Genomic DNA, 14,895 nt, shown 5'->3' on the forward strand with positions numbered 1-14,895 from the left:
TTCCTTCGTCAGCATTACCTGGACAGGTTCTCGGGTATGTTCTCAGCCCCGCAAGCGCGGAGCACCCCGTGTCAGAACGAATCCGACCATAACAGTTGAGCGGCGGGCAGTGGGCGCCAGGTCCGTACCGGAATCGCTCCGCGGGAACGGCCGTCCACCCGGCAGAGTTGTTCGGACGTGCACGAACGGGACGGAGCTGTGACCCATGTGCGTCAGCGACCGTGACATTTCCGCGACCATTTCGTAATCTAACAGTGATCTTGTCGTCGAGCGTTACGAGTAGTCACCATTATGCCTGGTCAACACCGCAAACCGGCCCGAGTCAGGAAGATCGCTCCGCTGGCCGGAAGCGCGATCGCGGCAACGGCGGTGATCGCACTGTCCGTAACGGCACGCCCCGGCCCGGAGGCGCAACCCGCCGCGGCCACGGTCGACGCGGCCGCCGTCCCCGCCGCCGGCCTCGACAAAGCTGCGGCGCCGACGACACACGCACCGGACGCGCCGATACCCGTAGCCGGCATCGGCCGGGTCCCGGAGATACCGACGAACACGCCCCATACGCCGGGCCCCGCGGCCACCGTCGAGCCTCCCCCGGAGCCGGCCCGGTACGCGAAACGGCATGCGCCGCCCCCGCCCCCTGTCATCGCGTGCTCGACCGAACTCGCCGGTGCGCGACCGAAGGTTGCGCAGGTGGGCAACCTGATCGACAAGACATTCGGCGTCGGCGATATCGGCGGCGCCAACGGCCGCTACGACGGCGATCACGGCGCGGGCCTGGCACTCGACTTCATGACCCCCGATCCGGCCCGCGGCGCCGCGATCGCCGACTTCGTGCTGGCCAACAAGGAGCGCTTCGGCGTGACCTATGTGATCTGGCAGCAGCGATACAACGACGGCAGCGGCTGGTCGTACATGGAGGATCGCGGCGACCCCACCGCCAATCACTACGACCACGTTCACGTCTCGTTCGACTCGACGGCCGATATCCACGTCACCTGCTGACGTACTCGGGTTCGGGTTGGTGGCGGACCGGGTGGGTATCGCGCCACCGCAAGCACAGACCGTCGAGGCGAAACAAGGAGGACGACGATGGTCGCAACCGACGCGGATCGAGTCCGGGCGGCACTGTCCGCCGCTGATTTTCCGGCCGAGAAACCGGAACTGGTGCACTGCGCGACCCGAGCGCACGCCGACCCCGACACCGTGCGCGCGCTCAAAGCGATTCCACCGGAGACCTACGGCAACCTGCAGGAGGTCCTGCAGTCGGTGAACCTCGAGCCGCGGCGGTCGCCGGCGGACCGGGCCGCCCAACGGCGCACCCACCACCATCCGGGCCTGGCGGAGCAGGAGATAGAGGTTTCCCCGAACCCGATCACCGAAGAACTCGGGTACAACCGCGACAGCTGACGGGCGCCGGCGGGCTGGGCGGCATGATCCGCGGGAACCTGGGTAGCCGCCGCAGATGACCACGACGCATCCCCTCGCTCTGGTGACCGGCGCCTCGAGCGGTATCGGTCTGGAACTCGCCACCGTGTTCGCCGAACGCGGCTATGACGTGGTCATGGCCGCAGAGGACGTGGAGATCGAGGTCGCGGCCGAGACCGTCCGTCGCCCCGGGATCGAAGTGTGGGCGGTCCAGGCCGATCTGCGGACGCCGGAGGGCGTGGAACAGGTGTACTCGGCGGCGACCCAGGACGAACGGCCGCTCGACGCGGTCGCGCTCAACGCCGGGGTCGGTCGCAGCGGCAACTTCGCCGAGACAGACCTCGACGACGAACTCGATCTCATCGCACTCAATGTGCGCTCGACCGTGCACCTGGCCAAGCTCACATTGGGCGATATGGTGCGACGCGACACCGGTGGACTACTGTTCACCTCCTCCGTCGCGGCGATGATGCCCGGCGCCGGTCAGGCGGTGTACCACGCGTCGAAATCGTTCATCCAGTCGTTCGCCGAGGCGTTGCGCGAGGAAGTGCACGATACCGGGGTGACCGTGACCGCACTGATGCCGGGGCCGACCGATACGGACTTCTTCCGCCGCGCCGGCCTGCTCGAGACACCGATGGGTCGCGGGCCCAAGGAGGATCCGGCGCGGGTGGCGCGACAAGGTGTGGACGCGCTACTCCAGGACAAACAGAAGGTCGTGGGTGGGTCCCTGCGCACCCGTGCGATGGCCACGGTCGCGCACGTCCTGCCCGATTCGGTGAAGGTCACCGCGAGCCGGGTCATGAATGCCGCTCTGCCCCACCGCCCCTGACCACGCGGTGTTTCAGCGACCGGAAACGCCCTGCTCCACCGCGACCGAGGCGCCGAGCCCGACGATCAGCGCCCCGCCGGCACCCCCGACCGCCTCCAGCCGCTTCGGCGACCGGGCGAACCAGTTGCGCGCCGCGGAGGCGAGCAGGGCCCAGGCGCTGTCGCAGATCAGCGCGATCACCAGGAATACCGAGCCCAGCACCAGCAGCTGGAGCGGCAGCGACCCCGCGGCCTGATCGGCGAAATGGGGTAGCACCGCGGCGAAGAACACGATCGCCTTCGGATTGGTGACACCGACGACCACGCTCTGCCGCAGCACCCGGCGCCCACTCGCCGATGCCACGGGCGCACCCAGCACCTCGCGCAGCGCCTTCCGCTCCCGAATCGCCTGGACACCGAGGTGGATCAGGTAGAGCGCACCCGCCACCTTGACGATCGCCATGGCGGTGGCCGAGGCCGCCAGCACCGCGCCCAAGCCCACCGCGACGAACAGCAGGGCGATCTGTACACCCAGCGCATGCCCCAGAACCGAGATCAACGCCGCGCGCCGCCCGAGGGTGAGTGCGCGCCCGATGGTGAACAGCACGCCGGGCCCGGGGACCACGACGATGAGGGTGGCGGCGGCCACGAAGGCGAACAGATTGGCAGTGGGGACCATGTGCGAATTTTATGTCCGAGCGGCGGGTGCGGTGGCCCGGAATCGGCCGGCGATGGGCGCGATGACACCGGGAGAGCCGTTCCGGTCACCTGCCGGAAGGGTTCTCCGGGAGTAGTGGGCCGAGTGGGCCCAGATCGATATTGAGGTCTTCGGGGGTGAGACCGAAATGCTCACGCAGCTCGTCCATCCGCTGCTCGAGCAGCATCAAGGTGGTGCCGATGCGCTCGACCTGGTCCTCGCGCAGATCGCCGGCGTCGACGCGCCGCAGGGCCTGCCGTTCCATGAGCTGACGCAACAGTTCCACCAGGGTGAGGACCAGCGTGACCAGACCACGTTCCACCGTCTCCGGATCGGAGTCGATACGCGGTGAAAGACCGTCGAATTCGGTCATCCGGGTGCCTCCTGTCCGGGGCCGTACAAGGTGCTGACAGAAGAGATCAGCGCCCGCAGCGAGATCTGGACCAGATCGACATCGGCGATGGCGAGCTTGATATCGCCGGTGACGACGACCCCACCCGCCAGCACCCGGTCCAGCAGATCGACCAGTGCGATGCGGCGCTCGCTGTCGACGCTGTTCACTGCGGCTCGCGTTCCACGCCCGCGAACGAGTACGGCGGCCACGGGCCGGTGAGTTCGAGCCGGATACCGGGGAATTCGGCGGCGAGCGCATCGACGGCCGCGGCGAAATCCTCGGCGCGTTCGTCGTCGACCAGATAGGTCCCGTTGAGCACCATCCAATCACTGCGGCCACTCAGCGCGGGATCGGTGGTCGGCTGCCGGCGACCGGCCGCGGCGCGACGGCTCAACCGGGTATGGATGACCTCCGCACGCTGTGCCGCATCGTGTTCCACGGTCTCCTGAGCGGACAGCTGCGCGCGGCGACGCGCCAGATAGGCCGCGCCCGCGCCTCTCCCGGTGTCTTCGGCGCGGGCCTCGGCCACGGCCGCGGTGAGCGCGGCACGATCCCCGTAGACTTTCACGCCCCATTCGGTGCGACCGCTGACCAGAACCAGCGCCGCCTCCAGATCCGCCTGCCGGTCCCGCAGCAGTTCCCGCACCCGCTCGTCGTCACGGAAAACGGTGGCCAGCCGCAACGGTGCCGACGGGGCCCGGCGCACCGCCGCGGACACCACCGCATCGTGTGCCCGGGCGGTGGCGGCCAACCAGTCCAGATCCTCCAGATTCCGGCTCAGCGGTTGCTCCCCGAACACGTCGAGGGGTACCGAACCGACCAGCGCGGCGAGCGGCTCGGACAGCACGACACGGACCGGTTCGCCGGCCACCCCGGTGAGCCCGTCGAATCCCGCGGTAGCGTCGGCGGCCGCCGTCACCGCGTACAGCCAGACACCGCTCCCACCCGTCACGGCCGATCTCTCTCCCGCGATTCGCGCCGCTCTTCGACGGCTTCGCGCCGATCCCGTCCAGCCTCCAGTCGCGCTATCCGGTCGCGTAGTTCGCGGTTCTCGAGTTCGAGGTCACGATCCTGGCGTTCGAGCGTGCGGGCCTTGCTGTTGAGCCACGGGTCGGTCTCCCACCAGTCGATGCCCACGGCCTTGGCGGTTTCCAGAGACGCGACCACCAGTCGCAGTTTGATGGTCAGCAATTCGATATCGAGCAGGTTCACCTGAATATCGCCCGCGATGACCAGCCCCTTGTCCAGGACCCGTTCGAGAATATCGGCGAGGTTGGTCGATTGGTGCCCGCCGCCGTAAGGCTGCGGCTCGTAGGACCCACCACCGCCGACCACCGTCATCGCCGGCCCCTTCCGCCGATCTCGGTACTACCCCGCGCATAGCGCGCGGTTCTACGGTAGGCCAGCAGATTTCCGTCGAAATCGATCTCCACTTCGTAGAGCGCGAGCATATCCGCCGACGAAGGGATGCGGTGGTCCTCGAGCACCTCGATCTCCACCAGCCGGCCGTCGTCGAGCGGCTCCATCGAGGTCACCCCTTCCACCGATTTCGACGTCAGTTCCCTCAGGTGTTCGATCGCCGCCGCCGCGGCCTCCCGGGCAGTGAGCGGGAGCTCGGGCTCCGGATCCACCTCCGCGGCGTTCTCGGTGGTCGACCTGCGGCTCATCGCGACTCTCCCCTCTCATCCGACGGCGGCAATCCTCCGGAAGGACGCCTGATCCGGGACAGGACCTCCCGCAATGCCCGGTCCCGCTCGTCCTCGGAGATCTCGCCGGCCGCGGCGGCTTCCTCGATCTCCTCGATATCGCGCCGGACAGCGGCCGGACTGCGCCACTGCTGATCGACCTGCTCCTGGATCACTTCACCCAGCCAGATCACCCCGCGGACCGGGGCCAGCGGCAACAGGACGATCGACGACAGCAGTCCCATATCCTCACCCCGCGGCTTCGCCGGCGGTGACGAAATCGTAGGGCGCCATCGGGCCGAGCAGGTTCAGCCGGATCCGTCCGTCCCATTCCTCGCCGAGTTCATTCAGCACTTGTAGCAGTTCATCCTCTCGGGACAGGTCCAGCAGCAGGGCGAGATGGACCGCCTCCTCTTCGTGCGTGGGCTGACGCTCCCGCACGGTCGGATCGAGATCGCTCAGGGCGGCGGCCACCCGGCGGGTGTCCGCGGCGCGTTTGGCCTCGATCTCCCGGTTCACGATCTCACCCAGCCGGATTCGCTCGTTCCGGGTGGCATCTTCGGGTTTGTCGCGGATCTCCGTGCGCAGTCGGGCGGCGTCGGTGTTCTCCTCCAGGATCTCCTGGAGCACCGTGTTCTCGGTGTAGCGTCCCCGGATCACGTACTGGGCGCGGCCTTCGAGGTCATCGAGCGCGCTGCGGAACTGGTCGTGGTTGGGGGCGAGCAGCTCCTTCTCCACCGCTTCGGTATCGGTCACGACACCGCCGAATTGCAGCGGCAGCACCGGAGCGACCGCGGCCGTGCCGTCCAGCAGGCGCGCGTGCGCGGTGAGATCGTCGGGCATGCCCAGGGGACGGTCGAGCGTGACCTCGCTGACCAGGGCGGCGATATCGCCATGCCGTACGACGGTGACGTCGGCGGGTGGGTCACCGATACCCTGGGCGTGCGGTTCCGATTCCACATCGGCGGTCACGATGCCGTAGACATACACCCCGGTGCGCTGGTCGCGATCGCTCTCGGTTGCGGTACTCGCGGTGGACATCATCACTCCCCTCGTTTGGAGGCCCGGGAGGTCTGGCGCTGGTCCTGCACGTCCCCGAGAAAGTCCTGCACCTTTTTCCCCGCGGCTTCGATGGCACCTTTCGTCTTGTGTTCGGCCGCGCCCTCGGTGACATCGCCCACGAGGTCGGTGAGCCCCTTGGGCTCGTTACTGGATATCTCCAGACGGTTGACGGCCTCGGCGAAACGCAGATACGTGTCGACGCTGGCGACCACCACGCGGGCGTCGATGGTCACCAGTTCGATGCCGACCAGGGAGACCCGGACGAACGCGTCGACGACCAATCCTTTGTCGAGGATGGTGTCGACGACCTCGGCCAGGCCGGATGAATTGGGACGGGCCACTGCGCCACTACCGCCGCCACCCGCGGGTTCTATGGTCATCTCGCTCCTCGCTGTGCGCGGGAACGGCGCGGGGCGGCGGCACGGCGGGCGGTACGCGGGCGGCGCGACGGCCGGGCCTCGCGGTCCTCGTCTTCCGTGCTGTCCTCGGCCTCCTCGTCGTCGGGGCCGCCTTCCTCGTCTCCGCGCTCTTCGTCCTCGTCCTCGTCTTCGTCGGCTTCTTCTTCGTCTTCCTCTTCGTCCTCGTCCGTGGGTTCCTCGCCCTCGGCGCCTTCATCTTCGGCGCCCTCGTTCTCCGCGCCCTCGCCTTCTCCCTCCGTCTCCTCGCCTTCGGCCTCCTCCTGCTCCCGGCGTCGCGCGCTCTCGTCGTCCTCGACGACCTCGCCGTCGCGGATCTCTCCGTGCCAGCCCACGATGTCGTCGGGGCTCAGTACCGCCTCGGTCATGACGTAACGCTCGAAATGCTTGAGTTCCAGGCGGCATCGACGCCCGGCCGCACGCCAGATATTGGCGGTCTTCTCGAAAAAGCCCTGCGGGTGATATTCCAGAACCACCAGCACCCGGGTGAAGCGCGGGCCCAATTCGTGGAAGGTGACCGCGCCGTCGATATAGCCCTTGGCCCCTTTGGACCGCCAGATGATCCGCTCGAACGGCACCTGTTCGAGGATTGTGGACTCCCAGATCCGCCGCGACCAGAATACGCGCCCGGTCCAGGAGAGTTTCTCATCGGCGACCTGTTCGACCTGTTCCAATTTCTTCATGAACTTGGGGAATTCCGCGAACTGTGTCCACTGGTCGTAGACGAGCTCGACCTCGGCACCGATATCGATGTGCTCGACGATATTGGCCAGTTTGAGTTTCTTCCCCTTGCCGCCTTTACCGCCCCCGCCGGTGAGCGCGTCCTTGGCCGAGGACACCTTATCTTTGACCGACTTCCCGACTTTGCTCATTCCCGCGCTCATGGCCGCTCGCATCGGGGAAGCGCCCTCGGAGAGCTTCTCGACTCCCGTCAGTGCCGCGAGCAGGTTGCCGCCACCCTGGCCTTCGGCATATTCGTTCAGCCGACCGGCCGCATTCGACACCCCGCCGGACAGACCGGATACGGCACGCTGGGCGAGGGTTCCGGCGAGATTCTGCACCGACTGACGGAGCAGATCGCCGGGGCTCCCCTGCTCCGCGGTCTTCTTGGCCGTCGAGCCGACCGATTTCGCGGCCCCGGTCGCCTGGCCGGCGGTGCCGGTGGCCGCCTTGCCGACGCCCGAGACGGTATCACGCAGTACTTTTGCCATACCTGATCACCGCCTCGTCCGCCGCACAGGCGCCTTGTCGGTATCGGCTCCGGCGCGCCGTCGACGGGGCTCCGTCGTCCCGCTCTCACCGGAGCCGGACGACCGGGTCGACGTGCGAGTACCGGACCGGGAGGTCTTGGTCGCGCTCGTCCGGCGGGCACGCGGCCGGGGCGCGGGTCCTTCGGCTTCTTCTTCATCCCGGGATTCGTCGGGCTCTTCGTCGGCCGTCTCGTCCGCCTCGCTCGGCTCCGGTTCGGCGTCCTCATCCGTCGCGGCGGCCTGCCGACGGCCACCGCCGTCCTCGGCCTCGGCCGGCACGGGTGGCAGCAGCCGCTCGTTCAGCGCGTCGAGGCGGTTGCTCGCCGCGGTCACGGCCGCCGACCGCACCGCCCCCAGCAGTTCACCCCGCACGGTATCGGTGATCTTGGTCAGTTCCTGGGAGCCACCCAGCGTCGATGTGCCGCGTTCGAGCAGCTCGCCGGCGAGCCCCGTGGATCGTTTGGACATCGCCGCGCCCGCCAATCCCATCGCCCAGCGCATTTTGCGCGTACGACCCAGGAAATATCCGATTCCCACCCCCAACGCGATTCTTGCTCCGCCTTTCATGCTCACTCCTCGCCGTCTCGGGTACCGCTACACCTCACGACGCGAGCGGCCGAGACCAGAGACCCCAGAAATGGGACAGACCACATTACGGTGGACGATACCCAGCGTATTCCTGGTTACCCGCATGGTCGATAGGCTTAGAAGGCAAGAAACGAACACAGCGGCCGACCGGCGAGACCGCATAGCGACCCTTTCGCCGGCGCACGCTCGAGTGGTCGCGCACGACCGCCCCCGTCCGAACCACCGCGCGCCACGCGGGAAACCCGGATTCGCGGAAAGCGCGGGGTCGCGTCCCCGCGCGCGAGTCGCGGTGCGCCGTCCGCCAGAAGCGAGGCCGGACGGCCGGAATCCGGCGTTTCAGTGACGTATCAAGGTGATCGGCAGACCGTCCTTGGGGAACGGCAGCGAGTGGTAGTCCATCGGTGGCATATAGCCGGGATCGACGGTCCAGTGGTATTCGCGCAGCAGCCTGTGCATTATCGCCTTCACCTCCAGACCCCCGAAATACATTCCGATGCATTTGTGTACACCGCCGCCGAACGGTTCCCACGCGAAGCGGTGCGATTTGTCCTCGCGGCGTTCGGGGCCGAACCGATCGGGGTCGAAGGACAGCGGATCGGTCCAGTAGTCCTCCATGAGGTGGGTGAATTGGATACCCACGATGACGTCGGTGCCGGCGGGGATACGAACTCCCTCGACCACGGTGTCCTTGACCGCGTACCGGACCAGCACCGGTACCGGAGCCCGCAGGCGCAGTGCCTCGCGCATCACCAGATCGATCGAGACCAGCCCGTCCAGTTCGGCCATCGAGGGCGCCGGCCCGAGGGCGAGGGCTTCGGCCCGGCAACGCTGCTGCCAGTCCGGATACTGTCCGAGGTACTGCAGGATGGTGGAGGTGGTGATGGTGGAGGTGTCATGAGCCGCCATCATCAGGAAGATCATGTGGTTGACCACGTCGTCGTCGCTGAACCGCTCACCGTCCTCGTTCTCGACATGACAGAGCACTGAGAAGATGTCGTCGGTCTGCCGGGCGCGTTTGGCGGGCAGGTAGTGGCGGAGGAAATCCTCGAGCACCTTGCGGCCGCGATAGGCCCGGCCCCACCGGGTGAAGGGCGCGTTGAGCCGGACGATCCCGGCCGCGGCCTGCACACAGGCGATGAACGCTTTGTTGATCCGGTCCATCTCGGCCTGTCCGGTGTCCTGCACACCGCCCATGAACAGATCCGCGGCGATATCGAGGGTGAGCTGCTTGAGTTTCCAGTACGACGGGAACTCGGTGCCCGCTTCCCAGGCCGCCACGCCCTGTTCGATGGCCGGGTGCAGGCGCTGGGTGTACGCCTCGAGGCGGGATCTCGTGAATGCCTCCTGCATGATCCGCCGGTGCGCCAGGTGCTCCTCGAAATCGATGAGCATGAGGCCGCGGTGGAAGAACGGGCCGACGAGTTCGGACCAGGCCGGTTCGTTGGCGAACGCTTTGTCCTTGTTCTGAAGTGCCGCGCCGCACGCGTCGGGCCCGAGCAGCATCACCGCGTTCTTGCCGAGCGCGCGAAACGGCGCGACCGGGCCGTAGCGCTCCCAGCGGCCGCGGCACAGCGCGACCGGATCCTTGGCGTACTCCAGCACCTGCCCGAGCAGGGGTAATCCGCGGTCGTCGCGGTGCTGGACCGGGATCGGCCGCGTGAGCGCCGGCCCCGTCGTAGCGGTTTCCTCGCGTGGCTCCAAGGCTTCGGCCTTCATCTGCTCACCTCATGCTGGTGTGGCGGTGGTCACGTCAAGCGTGATTCAGGAAGGACGTCCTGTCAACCTTGGTGCGGCGATTCCTGTGGCATGCTGAGGATGTGGCCGTGCAATCGGGGATCTACCGGGGCGTCAGCGCGGCCGAGCGCGCCGCAGAACGCCGCGCCCGGCTGCTCGAAGCGGGCCTGACCGTATGGGCGGACCCGGACACTCGAACGACGATGACCGCCGTCTGCATCGCGGCGGGATTGAGCGAACGCTACTTCTACGAGAGCTTCTCCGGGCTCGACGCCCTACTCGAAGCGGTGATGGACGGGATCGCGGCGGAGATCGAGGAGACCAGCCGGCGAGCCGCCGAGCATGCCGGTCCGGACCCGGCCGCACGCGCCCGGGCCTCGATCCGCGCCTTCGTCCAGCAGTTGCTCGACGATCCGCGCAAAGGCCGGGTCGCCATCGTGGAGTCGGTCGCGGTGCCGAAACTACGCCGCCGCCGCACCGAACTCCTGCGCCACCTCGCCCACCAGTCGGCGCTGGAGGCGCGGGAATTCTTCGGCCCCCGCGACCGCAGCGAGAACGCCGACGAAACCGCCGGCCTGCTCTTCGTCGGCGGTATGGCCGAACTCGTTACGGCCTGGCTCGACGGCACCCTGCAGGCATCCGCGGACGAAATCGTCGATGCGGCCGCACGCGCGCTGGTGGGTCTCTACCGCTGAGCCGGACGCCGATATCGCCCGGTGTCCGTGCGGCGTCGCGCGAAGGCTCGGACAGGCGGATTTCGGCGGCGAGCGAACCGGCGTCGACTACATGCTCCCGGCACGCTGCCGCGGCGCGTCAGGCCGCGGTGGTCCGGCGGTCGGACATCTCGGCAGCGCCCCGGTGCGCGCCGAGGTATGGCAGCGCGAACTGGTAGAGCCCGGAGAAGAAGAGCAGGGCGAGCGGGATCAGCGGCAGGTAGGAGACCCAGACCACAGGCTCCGGCAGCGATAGCGCGACGACGGTCGCCAGCACCGTCAGAGTGAAAACGACGGCGGACCACCGGTGCAGTCGCCGGACGCGGTACGCGGCCGGCCGGCCCGGTGCCCCCGTGTCCGCCCGCCGCGCGGTGTCCGCGGCCGCGCCACCGCGCCGGGCTGCGACGAGAGGTCGCACGAACAGATACAGGCCGGAGAAGAACAGGAAGGCCAGTGCGGGAAGCGGTAGATAAGACACCCACTCCGGACCCTGCAATGCCAGGACGACCACGGCGATCACCAGGGTCGCCGTGAAAATGGGTACCAGGACGCGGTGCGTCCGCCGGATCGGTCCGGTCCAGTTCATAACATCCTCCTCGCGTGCCCGGCGCTCTGCCGTACGAATTTCGATGCGGAAGACGTTAATGACAGCGCTGTGACCAGCGCTTCTCGATTCCTGATCACTTGGCCCGGCTGTTATCAATCCGGAACCCGACCGTCGGATGCGGTGTGTGGTCCGGTTCGGCTGGGTATCGGCGGTGGCGGGGTGCGTAGCCGCTTTCGCCTCGCGCGGATTCCAATCGTGACAGGGCGGTCTCCACGACGCCGGTATTGCGGCAGCCCGGGACCCGCGCGGACCGCTGCTAGCATCCGCTGTGCCGTCGCCGACCGATACGGTCGCCCGCGACGGGACGGCCCGTGAGGGCAACGGCAGAGGTGGAGACTTTTCGATGACTATGCGTGCCGAGGTGTTCACTACCGCCGCCGAGCTGGCAGCGACGCTCGCGTCCGGAACCGAGGTGACGCTGCTGGATGTGCGGTGGCGCCTGGACCGGCCCGACGGGCACGCCGATTATCGGGCCGGGCACGTCCCCGGCGCCGTCTACGTCGACCTGGACAACGAACTGTCCGATCACACGGTGACCGGCCGCGGTCGCCATCCACTGCCCGACGGTGCGGCACTGCAACAGAGTCTGCGGGCCCGGGGCGTCCGCGACGGGGTCCCGGTCGTGGTCTACGACGACTGGAATCGTGCCGGTTCGGCGCGGGCCTGGTGGGTGCTCACCGCCGCCGGGCTGACCGATGTCCGCATCCTCGACGGCGGCCTGACGGCATGGCGGGAGTTCGGCGGCGCCCTCGAGAGCGGCCAGGTGATCCCGGCACCCGGTGACGTCACCGTGACCCGGCCGGATCTCTACACCGGTACGCGCGCCGTCGTGACCGCGGCGGAACTGGCCGATTTCGCCGCCCAGGGATCGCTCGTCGATGTCCGGGCCCCGGAGCGGTACCGGGGCGAGCACGAACCGGTTGATCCCGTGGCCGGCCATATCCCGGGCGCACGCAATGTTCCCGCGACGGGCCTGCTCGACGAATCCGGCCGGTTTCTTCCGGACGAGGAGATCCTCGCCCGGTATCAGGCCGTCGATCCGGCGCGGCCGCCGGCCGTCTACTGCGGTTCGGGCGTGACGGCCGCGATCGCCGTCGCGGCGCTCACCGCGGCGGGTCGGGACGCGAGCCTGTTTCCCGGTTCCTGGTCGCAGTGGAGCGCGGACCCGTCCAATCCCGTAGAGATCGGCGCCCCGTCGGTGCCGGAGGTCTGAGCCCACGGGTGCGGTGTCGCGGTCGCGGATCCGGCGCACCGCGCCCACCCCGCTGCGCCGTGATGGTGAGCTCGGTGAAGGCCCGTCTGCGTCCGGGCCGTCGTTCTCCGGAAGTCGTCAGTGCACGTTGCTAGGGTGACGCCATGGCCCACACGCCACTGACCAGGTTGCGCGGACTGTGCACTGCGCTCCCCGAGACCTCCGAGCGGGTCAGTCATGGCGAACCCACCTGGTTCATCCGGGGAAGGAAGACCTTCGTCACCTACGCCGATCACCATCACAGCGATCGGCCGGGTTTCTGGTGCGCCGCGCCGCCCGGCGCGCAGGAGGCCATGGTGAGCGCCGAACCCGAACGATTCTTTCGGCCTCCCTATGTAGGGCACCGCGGCTGGCTCGGGGTTTACCTGGATGTCCCCCTCGACTGGGCGGAGATCGGCGAGATCGTGACCGAGGCCTACCGCACCGTCGCCCCGAAGACGCTGGTGGCCCGTCTGGACGAAACCGGTCTCCGGTAGGCGGCCGGGCACCTGCGCCCGGCCGGGGCGGTACCACCGGCGCCCCGGAGCGAACGTCGCGGCCAGGCACAGTGTGGCCGTGAACGCGTACATCACGCGGGCCGCGAAACGGGTCCTGAGGGAGGAATCCGGCCGAGCCGGCCCGGGCGCCGACGGGTTGACCGTGCCGTAGCGGCAGGGTTTCGAATGACCCGTGCAGGCCGGCCCGGGCGCCGGCGACGAGACGAGCGGATGGAGACAGTTCATGGCCGCGCAGTGGGAGTACAAGGTGCTTACCCACAAACTCCGGATGAAGGGCTTCGACTATGCCCGGATCGAGCAGGACCTCAACGAACTCGGGGGCGAGGGTTGGGAAGCGTTCAGCACACTCACCCCGAGCTTCGATTCGGGCCAGGCGATCGAGATCAGTGTCATGCTCGAGCGGCTCGGGGCCTGACCCACCGGCGCAGCACCCTTTCGGATGCGGTTCACAGGACCGGGATATCGGGCGGCAGTTGCAGCGCCACCGTGATCAGGGAGTGCACGCGGGCACTGATCACCGTCAGCAGGCCGTGGATCTCGGCCGGAGCGCTTTCGGCGGCGGCGTGCAGGAGTTTCAGGTCGTCGTCGATACGGTCCAGCACATGTCCGATATCGCCGGGGCCGGCGGCGAGTGCGGTGGCGATCTCCTCCAAGGGCAACCCCTGCGCCTCGAGCCGGCGGATGAGGTGGACCCGGGCGATATCGGCGGCATCGTAGAGCCGGTAGTTACCGGTCGTGCGTTCGGCCGGCGCCAGTAGGCCCAGGCCGGTGTAGTAGTCGATGGTGCGCGCGCTGACCTCGGCGCGGGCAGCGAACTCACCGATTCTGAGCAGCGACTCGGGCACGGGCACCTCCTTCTGCCACGGACAACCATACAGTGGTGCGTGCTAGTGTCGGATATATGTCCGCACGAGGGGCTCGGCAAATACGCAGCGTCACCGGCACCGAACGGCCGGTGGGCCGGATACCCCGCGCGTGCTGAGGCGCGAGCGCTGTCCACGCCGGACGTCCTTCGCGCATGTATCCGCGCGACCGGTCGCGCGAACCGCGAACACCGGGCAATACGCAACGCCTCGCCACGACCGCCCCGACGGCCGCGGCGCCGGACAATCGATGACATCTCGAGAATCAGGAGAAGCGGAATGAGTGTCAGTCTCGCCAAGGGCGGAAATGTCTCGCTGTCGAAGCAGGCGCCGAACCTGACCGCGGTGGCGGTCGGTCTCGGCTGGGATGTGCGGTCGACCACCGGCGCCGATTTCGACCTGGACGCCAGTGCCATCGCGACGGGCCCGGAGCAGAAAGTAGTGTCCGACCAGCACTTCGTGTTCTACAACAACCTGCGTTCCCCCGAAGGCTCCATCGAGCACACCGGCGACAACCTCACCGGTGAGGGTGAAGGCGACGACGAGGTGATCAATGTCGATCTGGCGGCCACCCCGCCGACGATCACCAGTATCTTCTTCCCCGTGTCCATCCACGACGCCGACGCCCGGCAGCAGTCGTTCGGCCAGGTGCGCAATGCGTTCATCCGGGTGGTGGACCGGGCCAACGGGGCGGAGCTGGCGCGCTACGACCTGTCCGAGGACGCCTCCACCGAAACCGCGATGGTGTTCGGCGAGCTGTACCGCCACGGCACGGAGTGGAAGTTCCGCGCCATCGGACAGGGTTACGCCTCCGGACTCGCCGGGATCGCCCGCGACTACGGCGTCAACGTCTGACCTCCACCGGCCCCGATTCCACGGTTCACCCGTAACCGTTCACTGAG

Annotated in this window: 22 protein-coding genes; 8 read left to right on the forward strand and 14 right to left on the reverse strand. The window is 68.1% G+C overall.

Going from position 1 to position 14,895, the window contains the following annotated elements:
• Nucleotides 1–291: 291 nt before the first annotated feature.
• The 3 genes from NGR01S_RS32985 to NGR01S_RS03660 all read left to right on the forward strand — a co-directional run bounded on the left by NGR01S_RS32985 (nt 292) and on the right by NGR01S_RS03660 (nt 2,257).
• Nucleotides 292–1,002 carry a VldE C-terminal domain-containing protein gene (locus NGR01S_RS32985; RefSeq protein ID WP_063034712.1) on the forward strand — a complete coding sequence of 237 codons (711 nt, stop codon included), beginning with the start codon at nt 292–294 and terminating at the stop codon, nt 1,000–1,002.
• An 87-nt stretch (nt 1,003–1,089) separates the two neighbouring features.
• Complete coding sequence (locus tag NGR01S_RS03655; protein WP_063034713.1) at nt 1,090–1,407, forward strand: DUF2795 domain-containing protein; 318 nt, start codon at nt 1,090–1,092, stop codon at nt 1,405–1,407.
• A gap of 55 nt (nt 1,408–1,462) precedes the next feature.
• Nucleotides 1,463–2,257 (forward strand): SDR family NAD(P)-dependent oxidoreductase, encoded by a 795-nt coding sequence (locus tag NGR01S_RS03660; RefSeq protein ID WP_063034714.1) that lies wholly within the window; start codon nt 1,463–1,465, stop codon nt 2,255–2,257.
• 12 nt (nt 2,258–2,269) lie between these two features.
• Here NGR01S_RS03660 and NGR01S_RS03665 read toward each other — a convergent pair whose 3' ends face one another.
• From NGR01S_RS03665 to NGR01S_RS03720, 12 genes are all read right to left on the reverse strand, one after another.
• Nucleotides 2,270–2,914, reverse strand: a complete 645-nt coding sequence (locus NGR01S_RS03665) for a LysE family translocator (protein WP_063034715.1) — start codon at nt 2,912–2,914, stop codon at nt 2,270–2,272.
• Between the two features lie 85 nt (nt 2,915–2,999).
• On the reverse strand, nt 3,000–3,305 hold the full coding sequence (locus tag NGR01S_RS03670) for a gas vesicle protein K (protein ID WP_063034716.1): 306 nt from the start codon (nt 3,303–3,305) through the stop codon (nt 3,000–3,002).
• Nucleotides 3,302–3,493, reverse strand: coding sequence for a gas vesicle protein (locus NGR01S_RS03675; protein WP_084480328.1), 192 nt, complete (start codon nt 3,491–3,493; stop codon nt 3,302–3,304). The genes NGR01S_RS03670 and NGR01S_RS03675 overlap by 4 nt, the downstream gene beginning before the upstream one ends.
• On the reverse strand, nt 3,490–4,278 hold the full coding sequence (locus tag NGR01S_RS03680; RefSeq protein ID WP_063034718.1) for a GvpL/GvpF family gas vesicle protein: 789 nt from the start codon (nt 4,276–4,278) through the stop codon (nt 3,490–3,492). Before NGR01S_RS03680 ends, NGR01S_RS03675 begins: the two co-directional genes overlap by 4 nt.
• Nucleotides 4,275–4,667: a gas vesicle protein GvpJ gene (gene gvpJ / locus NGR01S_RS03685; RefSeq protein WP_063034719.1), complete on the reverse strand. Its 393-nt coding sequence runs from the start codon at nt 4,665–4,667 to the stop codon at nt 4,275–4,277. The genes NGR01S_RS03680 and gvpJ (NGR01S_RS03685) overlap by 4 nt, the downstream gene beginning before the upstream one ends.
• Nucleotides 4,664–4,993, reverse strand: a complete 330-nt coding sequence (gvpO, locus tag NGR01S_RS03690) for a gas vesicle protein GvpO (protein WP_063034720.1) — start codon at nt 4,991–4,993, stop codon at nt 4,664–4,666. The genes gvpJ (NGR01S_RS03685) and gvpO overlap by 4 nt, the downstream gene beginning before the upstream one ends.
• Nucleotides 4,990–5,256: a gas vesicle protein GvpG gene (locus tag NGR01S_RS03695; RefSeq protein WP_063034721.1), complete on the reverse strand. Its 267-nt coding sequence runs from the start codon at nt 5,254–5,256 to the stop codon at nt 4,990–4,992. The genes gvpO and NGR01S_RS03695 overlap by 4 nt, the downstream gene beginning before the upstream one ends.
• 4 nt (nt 5,257–5,260) lie before the next feature.
• The gene (locus NGR01S_RS03700; protein WP_063034722.1) at nt 5,261–6,052 is read right to left on the reverse strand and encodes a GvpL/GvpF family gas vesicle protein; all 792 of its coding nucleotides are present in this window, start codon (nt 6,050–6,052) and stop codon (nt 5,261–5,263) included.
• Nucleotides 6,053–6,054: 2 nt separating this feature from the next.
• On the reverse strand, nt 6,055–6,453 hold the full coding sequence (gene gvpJ, locus NGR01S_RS03705) for a gas vesicle protein GvpJ (RefSeq protein WP_063034723.1): 399 nt from the start codon (nt 6,451–6,453) through the stop codon (nt 6,055–6,057).
• Entirely contained in the window at nt 6,450–7,700 is a 1,251-nt protein-coding gene (locus NGR01S_RS03710) for an SRPBCC family protein (RefSeq protein WP_063034724.1), read from the reverse strand. The genes gvpJ (NGR01S_RS03705) and NGR01S_RS03710 overlap by 4 nt, the downstream gene beginning before the upstream one ends.
• Before the next feature lie 6 nt (nt 7,701–7,706).
• A complete protein-coding gene (locus NGR01S_RS03715; RefSeq protein ID WP_084480329.1) occupies nt 7,707–8,306 on the reverse strand; it encodes a hypothetical protein in 600 nt (199 codons plus the stop codon).
• Between the two features lie 357 nt (nt 8,307–8,663).
• A complete protein-coding gene (locus NGR01S_RS03720; RefSeq protein WP_084480330.1) occupies nt 8,664–10,043 on the reverse strand; it encodes a cytochrome P450 in 1,380 nt (459 codons plus the stop codon).
• A gap of 101 nt (nt 10,044–10,144) precedes the next feature.
• On the opposite strand from NGR01S_RS03720, the gene NGR01S_RS03725 reads away from it, so the two are divergent.
• Nucleotides 10,145–10,756: a TetR/AcrR family transcriptional regulator gene (locus tag NGR01S_RS03725; protein WP_063034726.1), complete on the forward strand. Its 612-nt coding sequence runs from the start codon at nt 10,145–10,147 to the stop codon at nt 10,754–10,756.
• A 118-nt stretch (nt 10,757–10,874) separates the two neighbouring features.
• Here NGR01S_RS03725 and NGR01S_RS31740 read toward each other — a convergent pair whose 3' ends face one another.
• Nucleotides 10,875–11,360 (reverse strand): hypothetical protein, encoded by a 486-nt coding sequence (locus NGR01S_RS31740; RefSeq protein WP_174551652.1) that lies wholly within the window; start codon nt 11,358–11,360, stop codon nt 10,875–10,877.
• A gap of 364 nt (nt 11,361–11,724) precedes the next feature.
• Here NGR01S_RS31740 and NGR01S_RS03740 point away from each other — a divergent pair, with 364 nt between their 5' ends.
• The 3 genes from NGR01S_RS03740 (at nt 11,725) to NGR01S_RS03750 (ending at nt 13,545) form a co-directional block, all read left to right on the forward strand.
• Complete coding sequence (locus NGR01S_RS03740; RefSeq protein ID WP_063034727.1) at nt 11,725–12,594, forward strand: sulfurtransferase; 870 nt, start codon at nt 11,725–11,727, stop codon at nt 12,592–12,594.
• A gap of 143 nt (nt 12,595–12,737) precedes the next feature.
• Nucleotides 12,738–13,109, forward strand: a complete 372-nt coding sequence (locus NGR01S_RS03745) for an MmcQ/YjbR family DNA-binding protein (protein WP_063034728.1) — start codon at nt 12,738–12,740, stop codon at nt 13,107–13,109.
• A gap of 244 nt (nt 13,110–13,353) precedes the next feature.
• A complete protein-coding gene (locus NGR01S_RS03750) occupies nt 13,354–13,545 on the forward strand; it encodes a DUF4177 domain-containing protein (RefSeq protein WP_063034969.1) in 192 nt (63 codons plus the stop codon).
• Nucleotides 13,546–13,576: 31 nt separating this feature from the next.
• Here NGR01S_RS03750 and NGR01S_RS03755 read toward each other — a convergent pair whose 3' ends face one another.
• Nucleotides 13,577–13,975: a MerR family transcriptional regulator gene (locus tag NGR01S_RS03755; RefSeq protein WP_063034729.1), complete on the reverse strand. Its 399-nt coding sequence runs from the start codon at nt 13,973–13,975 to the stop codon at nt 13,577–13,579.
• A gap of 297 nt (nt 13,976–14,272) precedes the next feature.
• On the opposite strand from NGR01S_RS03755, the gene NGR01S_RS03760 reads away from it, so the two are divergent.
• The gene (locus NGR01S_RS03760) at nt 14,273–14,848 is read left to right on the forward strand and encodes a TerD family protein (RefSeq protein ID WP_063034730.1); all 576 of its coding nucleotides are present in this window, start codon (nt 14,273–14,275) and stop codon (nt 14,846–14,848) included.
• The last annotated feature ends 47 nt before the right edge of the window (nt 14,849–14,895 follow it).

It is taken from the genome of Nocardia grenadensis NBRC 108939 (assembly GCF_001613445.1).
In the GTDB taxonomy this organism is placed as follows: domain Bacteria; phylum Actinomycetota; class Actinomycetes; order Mycobacteriales; family Mycobacteriaceae; genus Nocardia; species Nocardia grenadensis.